The sequence below is a fragment of the Burkholderia sp. Ac-20345 genome (assembly GCF_017104825.1).
In the GTDB taxonomy this organism is placed as follows: Bacteria; Pseudomonadota; Gammaproteobacteria; order Burkholderiales; family Burkholderiaceae; genus Burkholderia; species Burkholderia lata_B.
The window spans coordinates 1-12,824 of record NZ_JAAGPO010000072.1 but is presented as its reverse complement, the minus strand read 5'-3'; the positions used below and the strand labels follow the sequence as shown (position 1 = coordinate 12,824).

Annotated in this window: 9 protein-coding genes and 1 pseudogene; all 10 read right to left on the bottom strand. The window is 67.4% G+C overall.

What is annotated here, in order from left to right:
* A complete protein-coding gene (locus G3O06_RS24585) occupies positions 1 to 1,266 on the bottom strand; it encodes a hypothetical protein (protein ID WP_205817785.1) in 1,266 nt (421 codons plus the stop codon).
* A gap of 15 nt (positions 1,267 to 1,281) precedes the next feature.
* On the bottom strand, positions 1,282 to 3,486 hold the full coding sequence (gene tssI, locus G3O06_RS24580) for a type VI secretion system tip protein VgrG (protein ID WP_205817784.1): 2,205 nt from the start codon (positions 3,484 to 3,486) through the stop codon (positions 1,282 to 1,284).
* The gene (tssH, locus tag G3O06_RS24575; RefSeq protein ID WP_205817783.1) at positions 3,483 to 6,146 is read right to left on the bottom strand and encodes a type VI secretion system ATPase TssH; all 2,664 of its coding nucleotides are present in this window, start codon (positions 6,144 to 6,146) and stop codon (positions 3,483 to 3,485) included. The genes tssI and tssH overlap by 4 nt, the downstream gene beginning before the upstream one ends.
* 12 nt (positions 6,147 to 6,158) lie before the next feature.
* Positions 6,159 to 7,256, bottom strand: a complete 1,098-nt coding sequence (gene tssG / locus G3O06_RS24570) for a type VI secretion system baseplate subunit TssG (protein WP_205817782.1) — start codon at positions 7,254 to 7,256, stop codon at positions 6,159 to 6,161.
* Positions 7,253 to 9,124: a type VI secretion system baseplate subunit TssF gene (tssF, locus tag G3O06_RS24565; RefSeq protein ID WP_205817781.1), complete on the bottom strand. Its 1,872-nt coding sequence runs from the start codon at positions 9,122 to 9,124 to the stop codon at positions 7,253 to 7,255. The genes tssG and tssF overlap by 4 nt, the downstream gene beginning before the upstream one ends.
* 4 nt (positions 9,125 to 9,128) lie before the next feature.
* Positions 9,129 to 9,677: a type VI secretion system baseplate subunit TssE gene (gene tssE, locus G3O06_RS24560; RefSeq protein ID WP_174913982.1), complete on the bottom strand. Its 549-nt coding sequence runs from the start codon at positions 9,675 to 9,677 to the stop codon at positions 9,129 to 9,131.
* A gap of 16 nt (positions 9,678 to 9,693) precedes the next feature.
* Positions 9,694 to 10,185 carry a type VI secretion system tube protein Hcp gene (locus G3O06_RS24555; protein ID WP_011355189.1) on the bottom strand — a complete coding sequence of 164 codons (492 nt, stop codon included), beginning with the start codon at positions 10,183 to 10,185 and terminating at the stop codon, positions 9,694 to 9,696.
* A 71-nt stretch (positions 10,186 to 10,256) separates the two neighbouring features.
* A complete protein-coding gene (gene tssC / locus G3O06_RS24550; RefSeq protein WP_174969985.1) occupies positions 10,257 to 11,765 on the bottom strand; it encodes a type VI secretion system contractile sheath large subunit in 1,509 nt (502 codons plus the stop codon).
* Complete coding sequence (gene tssB, locus G3O06_RS24545; RefSeq protein ID WP_205817780.1) at positions 11,758 to 12,312, bottom strand: type VI secretion system contractile sheath small subunit; 555 nt, start codon at positions 12,310 to 12,312, stop codon at positions 11,758 to 11,760. Before tssB ends, tssC begins: the two co-directional genes overlap by 8 nt.
* A 73-nt stretch (positions 12,313 to 12,385) precedes the next feature.
* Positions 12,386 to 12,824: pseudogene (locus tag G3O06_RS24540) on the bottom strand (type VI secretion system protein TssA); the annotation flags it as partial.

Below are 12,824 nucleotides of genomic sequence, written 5' to 3'. Positions count from 1 at the left end.
TCAGCGCCCACTACGCAACGCCGCGACCTTTTCGCTCAACGCGTTGCGCCGCCGGTCCTGTACACCCAGCTGCGACACCATCCACTCGACAACCATCGGCAGATTGCTGTTCGCCCGCATCGGCTCGTCGATCATCAACCCTGCATCGAGCGCATTGAACCCGGCCTCGAGTGCATGCTCGCGCTCCCCTGCCCGCTCCCAGCACACCGCACTCATCCGCCAGGCCTCGACCGTCATCAGTCCGTCCTTCGCCGCCGTAGTCGACGCCGCCGCACGCTCGTAGCAATAAGCCGAGTGCGCATAGTCCTTGTGCGTCAGATGCACGCTCGCCTCGCCGAACAACCCGTTCGCCACGAGCTTGTGCCCCGCCGGATGCCCTGCCTCGACTGCACGCATGCCGCTGCTGGCAGCGCTCCGATACGCATCGATCGCCTTCTCCCGATCACGCCATTTCAGATACGCGGCCCCCGCAATCAGGTGCACGACAACGCATTGATCGAACCACTGCTCGCGCTCAGCCACCTTCAGCGCCGCGGCACGCAGTTCCTCCAGCCGAGAAGGATTACCGCCTTCGATCATCTCGGTCAGCATCACGAAATGCCGTCGAAACTCGCCGCTCGGCCCGCGCTCGCCCGATTCCGCCAGCAGTTCACGCGGCACGCTCGCCATCGAATACTTGCCTTGCACGACGCGCACCGCTGCCCGATGCCGTTGCATCAATGCTGTGAATGGCTCGATCTTGATACGAGGTACGACAAAGCGCACACGCTCGGCAAGCTGCGGTGCGACCGCAATGATCGACAGCAAATCGTCCATCCATCGCACCCATGCCGAGTCATCCCGCACTTTCACCGGCTCCAGCACGAATACCATCGCCGGGAAAACGTCCGGATGGTGCTGCATCAGGCTGTCGGTCACCGCGAACAGATACAGCACGGGATTCTTGCCGTCGTCGTACGGCGCCTGCCAATCAGCACGTATGCCCTGCGCATGGGACGCCTCACGCCGGCTGTTGTAGAACGCAATGAGCTCGTCCGTCAGCGCCTTCGCAAAACCCGATTCGTTGACGAACGACGCCCGCATCGTTCTGACCGCGCACGACGTTTCATCCTGAACCTGGAAATACAGCCGCACGAGTTCCGCATCCGTCTCGTCGGTCTGCCAGATCATCAATCGCGCGTCCTGCTTTTTCGCGAAACTCATCCAGTCCGTGTGCGCGTCCATGAACCTGCGCTCCACCGGATTGGTCGGCTGCCAGTTCTGCATTCGCGCGGACCTCCGTCACGGATTCAGTTTCAGGACGGCGCCTTCGACCGTGTGCTCCGCGGTCGCCGACGACGTCACCGTCTTGCCGTTCACACTGTGCGTATTCGTGCCGGTCGATGCGACATTGACGCCCTGGATCGTGATCGTGCCATCGCTTTTCATCACGATGCTGGACATCCCGCAGACGAGCGAAAGCTGATCGCCGGCGTTGACGAACACCTGATGTTGCACGTTCGTCGTATGGTTCGCACCGACGTTGACCGTGTGTTCGCCGCCGACCGTGTGCGTGTGCGCGTTCGCGATCGTCGACGTTCGCGTGCCGATCTCTTCGGTGTGCGCCGACGCAACCAGCGTTTTCATGTCCTGCGACGTCGTCTGATACATCTGTCCGACGTTCAGCGTCTTGGCTTCGCCGATCGTTTCGGTCTTGCCTTTCGCGACCGTCTCGGTATGCACGCCACCGATGGTCGCGTCACGATTCGCCGCGATGGTCACGGTTTCGTTCTTCCCGACCGTCCGCGTCCGATTCCCCCCCACCCCATGCGTCTCATCCACGCCAATCTGCGCCACCCTGTTCTGCCCGATATTCACCGTCTCGTTCTGCCCCACGCTCCGTTGCCGGTTGTTCTTCACCTGCATCGTTTCGTCGTTCCCGACCGTATGCGTATGGTTGTTCCCGACCGACAGCGTGTGATCGGCTTCCGTCTCCGCATCGAAATTCCTTTCCGCGTGCATCCACAGCTGCTCGGCGCCCTTCTTGTCTTCGAACCGGAACGCATTTGCATGGTCGGTCGTCCCGCCCGGCGACGACCGCGACAGCAACCCGCTCTGCGTCGCACTCCCGGGCAGCCCCCACGGCGGCATCTTTTCGCCGTTGAAAACCCGCCCGGTCACGATCGGCTCATCCGGATCGCCATTCAGGAAGTCGACCACCACCTCATCGCCCACCCGCGGAATCTGCACGCCCCCGAACCCGCCCCCAGCCCAGGGACTTGACACCCGCACCCAGCACGACGAATCCTGATTGCTCTGCCCGTACCGATCCCAGCGGAACTGCAGCTTCACGCGCCCATACTGATCGGTCCAGATTTCTTCCCCCGGCGGCCCGACCACAGTGGCGGTCTGCGGCCCGTTGGTGCGCGGCCGCGGCGTCTCGCGCGGCGACCGGTAAGGCAGGCTCGACGGCTGCACGAGCATCATCGTCTGATGCACGACCGCCTCCGCGCCCGGATCGCTCGCATACGCGTTCTCCTGAAAACGGTACTGGCACCGCACGATCAGGTACTCGCGGTTCTGGTCCGCGCGCGGGCAGTGTTCGAGCGTGAACAAATAACCGGGCGAGGCACCCCGCACGTCGGTATCGGCGCTCGCCCGTTCATGTTCGGCCTGCTGTTCCTCGAGCCGCACGCGGCTGTAATGCGCACCGGGTGCATCGTCGCGATAGCCGCCCGGCCATTCAAACGACGCAAAGCTGTCGTGATCATGCCCACGCGGATCGACCTTCTGCGACGAAAGATCGGCGCGCGGCTTCGTATAGTCGTAGTCGGTGGTCTGGTGCCGGCCGACGCTCACCTCCTGCGCGGGCAGCCAGCCGTCGATGTGCTCCTCGTCGGCGATCGCGGTGCGGTCGCGTGCGATGTACGGAATCGTCTCGTAGCCGGGCAGCACGGTGTGCGACGACATCGCGTCGCCGAGCATCAGCGTATGCGTGTCCTCCGCGTGCCGGAACCAGAAGTAGATCCCCTCGAACTCCATCAGCCGCGACACGAACGCGGCATCGGTCTCGTTGTACTGCACGCAATAGTCGCGCGGCACATACGATTCGGCGAGGTGGTTCTCGATCGGAAAGCCGTACGTCGACAGCACCTCCTGCACGATCTCGGGCACGGTCTTGTTCTGGAAGATCCGGCAATCGGAGCGGCGCGTAGCGAGCCACAGCCACGGGCGCACGATCAGCTCGTAGCCGTAGTACCGCTCGGCGCGTCGCCCGGCGAGCGATGCGCGCGCAACGATCCCGTTCAGGTAGCGGGTCGACAGGTCCTGCTGTTCGATCCGGACCGTCACGGGCTTGCCGAGCATGTCCTTCAGCGACAGGCTGTGACTGTCGGCAAGCGCCTCGATCCGGAATTCGAACAGGCGTCCGAGTTCGTCGCTGCCGTCGAGCGTATGGAACTTGAGGTCGTCGCCGTGCGGGCTGTCGAGTGTGAATACGCGATTCAAGTCGTTTCCTCCTCGTCGAACCGGTACGCGAACTCACCGTCGTCTGCGCTCAGCTCGATCGACGACAGCGTGCGGCCCTCGAGCGTGGCCTGCAGGATCGCGCGGCCGATGCGCGGCATCACGGTGTGCGTGAGAATCGCGTCGACCATCCGGCCGCCGGATTCGATCGTCCGGCAACGCTCGACGACCAGCGCGGTCGCCGCGTCGGTGCAGCGCAGCCGGATGCCGTGATGCGCGTCGATCCGCTGCTCGATCCGCCGCAACTGCAGTGCGACGATCCGCGCGAGTGTCGCGTCGGTGAGCGGGTAGTACGGCACGACGGTCAACCGGCCGAGCAGCGCGGCGGGAAACACGTCGAGCAGCGGCGCACGTAGCGCATCGGCGAGCGTCTGCACGTCAGGCAGGCGCTCGGGATCGCGGCACAGCTGCATCACGCGATCGGCGCCGACGTTCGAGGTCAGCAGGATCACCGTATGCCGGAAATCGATGTCGCGCCCTTCGCCGTCCTCCATCCAGCCCTTGTCGAATACCTGGAAGAAAATCTCGTGCACATCGCGGTGTGCCTTCTCGATCTCGTCGAGCAGCACGACGCTGTACGGGCGGCGGCGCACGGCCTCGGTGAGCACTCCGCCCTGCCCGTAGCCCACATAGCCGGGCGGCGCGCCTTTCAGCGTCGACACGGTATGCGCTTCCTGGAACTCGCTCATGTTGATGGTGATCGCGTTGTGTTCGCCGCCGTACAGCGTGTCGGCCAGCGCGAGCGCGGTCTCGGTCTTGCCGACGCCGGACGGCCCGCACAGCAGGAACACGCCATGCGGTTTCTTCGGATCGTCCAGCTTGGCGCGCGCAGTCTGGATGCGCTCGGCGATCAGCTCGACCGCGTGCTTCTGGCCGACGACGCGTTCGCCGAGCGTATCGGCGAGCTTCAGCACGGCCTGCGTTTCGTCGCGCACCATGCGGCCGAGCGGAATGCCGGTCCAGTCGGCCACGACGGCGGCCACCGCGTGCGTGTCGACGGCGGGCAGCACGAGCGGCGCGTCGCCCTGCAAGTCGGCGAGCGCCTGCTGCGCGGCCGACAGACGGGTTTGTGCCGCGGTGCGCGCGTCGGCGTCGAGCGCATGCGACGGATCGTCGTCGAGCAGCAATGCGCGGGCATCGGCGATCGCGGTCAATGCGTCGCGTTCGGTCTGCCAGCGCGTGTCGAGCCGGTCGAGTTCGGTCCGGGCGGCGGCAATGTCGTGCTCGATTGCATCGCGCCGCGCGGTATCGCCGGTGCCGAGCGCGCATTCGCGTCCGATCCGCTCCTGTTCGACGCGCAGGCTGTCGATCCGGCGGCGCGCATCTTCGATTGGCGCGGGCACCGCGTGCTGGCTGACGGCGACACGCGCACAGGCCGTATCGAGCAGGCTGATCGCCTTGTCCGGCAGCTGGCGGGCCGGAATGTAACGGTGCGACAGCGTGACGGCTGCCTGCAGCGCGTCGTCGAGCACGAGCACGCGGTGGTGGGCCTCGAGCTTTCCGGCGAGGCCTCGCAGCATCGTCAGCGCGGCCGCTTCTTCCGGTTCGTGCACGTGCACGAGCTGGAAACGCCGCGTGAGCGCCGGGTCCTTCTCGATGTACTGCTTGTACTCGGACCACGTGGTCGCACCGATCGTGCGCAGCAGGCCGCGCGCGAGCGCGGGTTTCAGCAGGTTCGCGGCGTCGCCGGTGCCGGCGGCCCCGCCCGCGCCGACGAGCATGTGAACTTCGTCGATGAACAGGATCGCGGGCCGCTCGGACGACATCGCCTCATCGATCACGCCGCGCAACCGGCTCTCGAACTCGCCTTTCACGCTCGCGCCGGCCTGCAGCAGCCCGATGTCGAGCAGGTACAGCGCGACGTCGCGCAGCGACGGCGGCACGTCGCCGGCGGCGATCCGCAGCGCGAAGCCTTCCGCGACGGCCGTCTTGCCGACGCCTGCCTCACCGACCAGCAGCGGGTTGTTCTGCCGGCGCCGCAGCAGGATGTCGACGATCTGGCGAATCTCCGGATCGCGCCCGATCACCGGATCGATCTCGCCGGCCCGCGCGCGGGCAGTCAGGTCGACGGCGAAACGCGCAAGCGCAGAGCCGTCGGTGGCGGCGGTGGTCGCGCCGCGCATCGCCATATCGCCGCCCGGCACCGCCTGCCCGGCCGGTGGTGCCTCCGGCGAGCCTTCGACGATCGACTCGAGCGCGTCGGCGAGCACGTCCGGCACGATGCGCTCGAATTCGCGCGTGATCGCCACCAGCACGTTGCGCAACTGCGGCGTTTTCAGGATCGCGAGCAGCAGCACCGCGCCGCGAATGCGCGTCGCGTCGTACTTCAGCGTCGCGTACACCCATGCGCGCTCGACGGCATCGTCGATATGCACGGACAGATCCGACACCGAGCCCGCGCCACGCGGCAGCTTGTCGAGCGCGGCAACCAGCCCGCGGTCGAGCGCGGCGTCATCGATCCCGAAGTGGCGCAGCACGCGTTGCAGGTCGCCGTCGGGCCGCTGCAGCATCTGCTTGAACCAGTGCACGAGCTCGACGTACGGATTGCCGCGCAGCCGGCAGAAGCCGGTCGCCTGCTCGAGCGTCTCGTAGAGAAACGGATTCAGTTTTCCGAACAGGTTGGCGCGGCCGATATCGGACATGACGGTTCCCGTTTAGACGGTTTCGCGATGAAGGGGGGCGCTACCGTGCCGCACGTCGTAGCGGACGACAAGGTCACGCGCGGGGCCCGGATCGAGCCGCTGCCCGAGCCACGCGGTGCGGCCGATGCCTTGCGGCGCGCCGAGCGCGATCGTCGGCACCGCATCGGCCGCGAGTTCGAGCTGCACGTCCCAGTCGAACTCGATGCCGACGTATTCGCGCACCCATTGCGCGAGCTGCCGGGCATGCGGGCCGCCCGGCAGGAAGCGGCGGTACGCGTCGAGCGACAGCGGGCCGAGCACGATTCGGAAGCGCGACTGCGCATCGCGCACCGCGACGCCGAGCGCGACGGCGCCGACCCGCAACGTCGGCCGCGTCGCGCGGATCGTGCAGCGCTGCGAACGTTCGATCGCGACCCACTGCGGCACGTGCTCGACGATGCGGGCCTCGACACCAAAATGCCGGCGCAGGATCTGCACGAGCCCTTCCGGGTTGCGCGTGTGCCGTACGAGATGGCCCGCATGGAAATAGCGCGCATGCGGTGCAAGCGTGTCGGCGTCGGTGCCCGCTTGCGCGGCCGGCCTGTCGCCATTCGCCGCCCGCCCGATCAGGCTCGCGACATAGCCGTCGAACCGTGCGCGCTCCGGGCGATCGAGGCTCACGGTCGGCTGCGCGTCGGCCCACGCGCGGTAGAACAGCAGGATCAGCCGGTGATGGAACAGGTCGGCGAACGCGGCGAACGTCGGGTCGTCGTGCTGCGCCGCGCGTTCGTGCGCGTATTCGGTCAGGTGCGTCGGCAGCGGCCCGTTCGGGCCGAACAGCCCGAACCCGTGGATCGCGATGCGCGGCGGCATGCCGCTGCCCTCGTCGCTCACGCCGGCCAGCATCGACGCCGCGAACGCGAGCGACGGCTGCTGCCCGAGCCGCACGGGTTCATCGCGCGGCCGCGTGGCATGGCCCAGCGGCGCACGGCCGGGCGACAGCGCATCGAGCCACCGAAGCGCCTGGAACAGGTCGTAACCGTGTGGTGCGGTGCGCAGGCGGGCCCACCACGCGTCGCGGCGTGCGGCTTCTGCGGCGGGCCCGGCACCCGGTGTCATGTCGCGCTTCATATCGCGGGCCGCCTGCCGATGCGCGCTGGCCAGTGTGCGAGCGTGCCGCGCTGTGCGCTGGTCAGCACGCATTCGGCGAATGCGTTGATCGACACGTGGCGCGCGAAGAACTGTTCGAGCACCGCGCCGAGCAGGAACGGGCTGTCGCCGGAGAATGCATGGTCGTCGACGGTCACGTCGACCTGCACGCCGCGCCCGAACATCAGCGGGCCGGACGCCGGCAGCCGGCGGAATACCGGCGAGAACGCCACGCGCAACACGCCGTCGATCTGCCGGCGCATCGCGGCGTCGGCCGGATCGGCATGCAGGCCGAGCAGTTCGCGCAGCGCATGCGCGCCTTCTTCGTCGTCGAGATCGGTCAGCGTGTGGCGTGCGAGCCCGAGATGGCGGATCAGCCGCCACGCGGTTTGCGCGTCAGCGATCGGCGGGCGCGGCCGCGACGGGCCGCGGATCGCGACGATGCTTTCGACCGGGGCCGATACGCGCAGCGTGAACGTGTTCGCGTCGCCGGGCGGCTGCAGCAGCACGAGATCACGGTTCGTGCACAGCGTGTCGGCCGCCAGGTAGCGCATCGTCTCGTCGTACGGCGCGCACTGGCTGTCGACGAGCGACACGTAGGTTTCACTGCCGACGTAGCCGGTGCGCGTGCCGCTTGCGCGCCCCTGTGCGGAAACGAGCCTCGGTTCGCGCCGCACCGTGTAGTACGCGCCGTGATTGCCGTCGTCGCGCGCGAACGACGCATGAAACGGCCGGAATTCGCGCGACTGGCCGTCGTCGCGCTGCTCGCTTGCGAGCCGCTGCACCGCATAGACCTCGTAGTCGAGCGGCCGGCTGCGATCGACGACGACATGGTGCTCACGCGCGCCCGGTTGCAGCGGAATGCGGTCGGCGCGGCGCGCGAACAGGTTCACGGCCGGCGTGCAGTTGAGCGCGAGGTGTTTCGCGCTGACGGCCGCTTCGAGTGCCGCATCGTGGCGGTCGAACAGCACGGTCAGCTCGAATTCGTCGCCGGTCGCGCGCGCGAGCGCGGCACGCAGCCCGCCGATGCTGAAGAACAGGAAGCGCGCCGGGAACGCGAAATACTCGCGCAGCAGCCGGTAGCCGTGGAAGCTTCGGCCGTCGTCGGGCAGGATCGCCTGTGCGGGATCGAAGCCTTCGTGGACGATCTCGTCCGCGTCGAGCGTATGCAGCCAGCGCGGCGGCTGCACCGGATCGTGGCACACGACGCCGAGCGCATGCGCGGCGATCAGTTCGAGCAGGTGCAGCGCGTCGCGCTCGGGGCCCGCGAGATGGAACGTCAGCCGGTCGAGCGGCAACTGGGCAAGTTTGGCGCCACCGCGCGCCTTCAGCCGGATGCGCAGTGCGCCGCGCACGTCCTGTCGCGCGACGACGGCGCCACGCGGCAGCCACGACGGCGCACCGGTGACGGTCGCATCGGTCAGTTCGAGCGGCCACAGCGTCAGGTCGTGCGCGGTGCGGAATTCGCATGCGGTCTGCTCGGACGCGGCCGGACGCGCGCGCAGCGCGGTGCCGGCCGGCAGCCGCCAGCCTTGCGCGAGGCTGCCTTCGTTCAGCATCGGCGCGAACCGCACGATCGCCATCGACGGCAGCGGCGCGATATAGCCGGGATACACCGCATCGAGCAGCGCCTGCGTGAAGCGCGGAAACTCGGCGTCCATCTTGAGCTGTACGCGCGCGGTGAGGAAGCTGAAGCCTTCGAGCAGCCGCTCGACGTACGGGTCGGGCGGCCCCGATTCATTGAGCCGCAGCCGCGCGGCTACTTTCGGGAACTGCTGCGCGAATTCGCCGCCGAGCTCGCGCAGGTACGCGAGTTCGCGGTTGTAGTAGTCGAGCAGGCGCGTATCCATCGCGTCAGGCCCCCGCCACCGATTGCAGCGACATCGCGCCCGTCTCGAGATCGAGGTCGGAGCGCAGCACGAATTCGAGCGGATGCGGGATCGACCACAGCGTGCCGCGAATCTCGAACAGCAGCACGTTGTGGCGTCGTTCGCCGGCGCGGCCGCCGGCCGCGTCGATCACGCTGCGGACGTCGACGCTGTCGGGCGCGATGCGCGGCTCGAAGCGGATGATCGCGTCACGGATCGACGCCTCGACCGACATCCGCTCGACGCCCGACATCGGCTTGCCGACGAGCGGCCGCATCCCGTAGTTGAGCACCGACGCCTGCGCGCGCGGGAACGCCGACCAGTCGACGAAGCCGTCCTCCGCGTTGCGCGTGTTGAGCAGCCACGCGAGATCGCGCAGCACGGCCGCGCGTAGGCGTTCGGTGCCGATCCACTGCGCGCCGGGCGCTTCGGTCGCGCGCTGCGGCGTGTCGTCGGTGAGCCGGTCGAGCAGCGCGGGCTGGAGCCGATCGCGCAGGCTGCCCTCCCGGCCGTCGCGGGTTCGCGGGTCGTCCATGGTCGTCTCCGCGCCGTCACATCTCGGTGTTTTCCTTGATGTTCCAGCCGACGGTCACCTCCGCGCCCTTGCCGCCGTTGTCGTTCTGCTGCCAGTACTGCTTCTTCACCTTCGCGGCCTGGAAGCCGTAGTGCATCATCAGCCGGTCGGCGACGTCGCCCGGATCGATGCCCGCGACCTGCGCGGACGTGACGAGCACTTCCTGCAGCGTCACGCGCATGAACTCGACCTGCGTGCCGCCCGTCTTGCAGGCGGATATCTCGACCGTCGAAAGGTGCTTGCCGTTCGCGCAATTCTTGATGATCGCGGGCGCGCCCTTGTCCATGTACGCGGCGACGACGAGATCGTTGAAGCTCGCCTTGCCCGCGTTGCCGCCGCTGCCGCTCGCCATCGCGCCCGGCTGGCTCGCGCCCCACGTGAACGACTGGATGTCGGTCCAGCCCTTGTGCTGGGCGTCCGCCGATTCGCCGGTCACGCCGTCCACCTTCATAAACATTGCCACGCCCATTGCCGTCTCCGTTTCAGTGCGATGTCAGGATGAATGCCGCGTTGAATGCCGATCGTTGCCTGCTCCGCCGCTCACTCGTTGGCCGCCTTCGCGGTCGGCAGCCGCGAGATGAGGCGCAGCGACACCGTGAGCCCTTCGAGCTGGTAGTGCGGCCGCAGGAAGAATTTCGACGTGTAATAGCCGGGGTTGTCCTCGACCTCGTCGACGACCACCTGCGCGGCCGCGAGCGGCTTGCGCGCCTTGGTTTCCTGCGACGAATTGATGGGGTCGCCGTCGACGTAGTTCATGATCCAGTCGTTCAGCCAGCGCTCCATGTCGTCGCGTTCGCGGAACGAGCCGATCTTGTCGCGCACGATGCACTTCAGGTAATGCGCGAAGCGGCAGCACGCGAACAGGTACGGCAGGCGGCCGGACAGTCGCGCGTTCGCCGTTGCGTCGGGATCGTGGTACTCGGCCGGCTGGTACAGCGACTGCGCGCCGATGAACGCCGCGAAATCCGAGTTCTTCCGGTGCACGAACGGCATGAAGCCGTTCTTCGCGAGCTCGGCCTCGCGGCGGTCGCTGATCGCGATCTCGGTCGGGCATTTCTGGTCGACACCGCCGTCGTCGGTCGGGAACGTGTGGCTCGGCAGCCCTTCGACCGCCCCGCCCGATTCGACGCCGCGGATCGACGAACACCAGCCGAACTGCTTGAACGAGCGGTTGATGTTTGCGGCCATCGCGTATGCCGAGTTCGCCCACGTATAGCGGTCGTGGTTCGCGGCGTCGGTGTCTTCCTCGAAGTCGAATTCGTCGACCGGGTTGGTGCGTGCGCCGTACGGCAGCCGCGCGAGAAAGCGCGGCATCGCGAGGCCGACGTAGCGCGAATCCTCCGACTGCCGCAGGCTGCGCCACGCCGCGTATTCGGTGTTCTGGAAGATCTTCGTCAGGTCGCGCGGGTTCGACAGCTCCTGCCACGAATCCATCTGCATCAGTTCCGGCGACGCGCCCGCGATGAACGGTGCGTGCGCGGCCGCCGCGATCTTCGACAGCTCGCCGAGCATCTCGACGTCGGGCGGGCTGTGGTTGAAATGGAAGTCGCCGACGAGGCAGCCGAACGGCTCGCCGCCGAACTGCCCGTATTCCTCTTCGTAGATCTTGCGGAACAACGGGCTCTGGTCCCAGGCGACGCCCTTGTAGCGTTTCAGCATCCGCGCGACCTCGTTGCGCGACGCCGGCAGCGCCTTGATCTTCAGCAGCTCGTCGGTCTCGGTGTGCGTGACGAGGTAATGCAGCCCGCGCCACGCGCCTTCGAGCGTCTGGAACTCGTTGTGATGGAGGATCTGGTTGATCTGCTCGGACAGCTTGCGGTCGATCTCCGCGATGATCTGCTTCACGCTGCCGTACGCATCGGTCGTCATGCCGACCGTATGTTCGAGCGCCTGCTGCGCGAGCGTGCGCACCGCGCGCTCGACCGACTCGCGCGCCTCGGCCGTCTTCGGCTTGAACTCCTTCTGCAGCAGCGCGGCGAATTCGTCGTGCACAAACGCAGGTTGCGCGGCCTCGCGCGCGTCGACGCGGGATTGGACGGGATCATTCATCGCGGGCCTCCGGTTGGGTCGCGTCGTCGCCCTGCGCGGGCTCGTGCGGGTTGCGCACGAGGGTCTTCAGCAGGTCGGGATCGTTGATCGCGCGCTCGATCAGCTGCTCGGCGCCGTGCTTGCCGTCCATGTACGACAGCAGGTTCGACAGCTCGGTGCGCGCTTCCAGCAGCCGGCGCAGCGCGTCGACGTTGCGTGCGATCGCGGCCGGCGAGAAATCGTCGATCTGCTCGAACGTCATGTCGACGTTGAGCATCCCCTCTCCGGTCAGCGTGTTCGGCACCTGGAACGCGACGCGCGGTGCGACCGATTTCATCCGCTCGTCGAAGTTGTCGACGTCGATCTCGAGAAACTTGCGCTCCGGCAGGTCGGGAAGCGGCTCGGCACGCTTGCCCGCCAGGTCCGAAATCACGCCCATCACGAACGGCAATTGCACCTTGCGTTCGGCGCCGTAGGTCTCGACGTCGTACTCGATCTGCACGCGCGGGGCCCGATTGCGCGCGATGAACTTCTGTCCGCTGCCCGCCGCCTTGGTTCTGTCCGTCATCGTCCACTCCTTCACATCGATCAGGTTGCGCAGTCCGTCGCCGCCGCCCGCATGGCGGCGCCTTTCGTTCGTTTCATTCGCTTCGCTCGCCGCTCAGCAGGTCCAGCTTCGGCAGGCTCTCCGGCGCGAGATCGCGGATGATTTCGTAGAAGTCGAGCGTGAGCAGCCGCTGGGCGCGCCGCAGCAGCAACGGCGCGGGATGGCTCGGCTCGTGCTGCTCGAAATAGCGGCACATCTTGTCGAGACCGATGTGCACGTCGTCGCGGCTCGTGACCTCGGCATCGCGCCACGCGTGGGCGTTCGGCATCGCTGCCGCTGCGGTTGCTGCGGAGCCGGTCTGCGACACGTCGCCGGACGCGGCCTGTTGCACGTCGGGTGAAACCGGTTGCGGCTCGGGCAGCGGCACTTCGCGCACGGTCCGCTGCAGCACCTTCTCCGCATCGCTTTCGTCGGGCGCCCATTCGCGGCCCAGCCTGTCCGTCACGCACACGCGGATCGCATCCAGCGCGTGA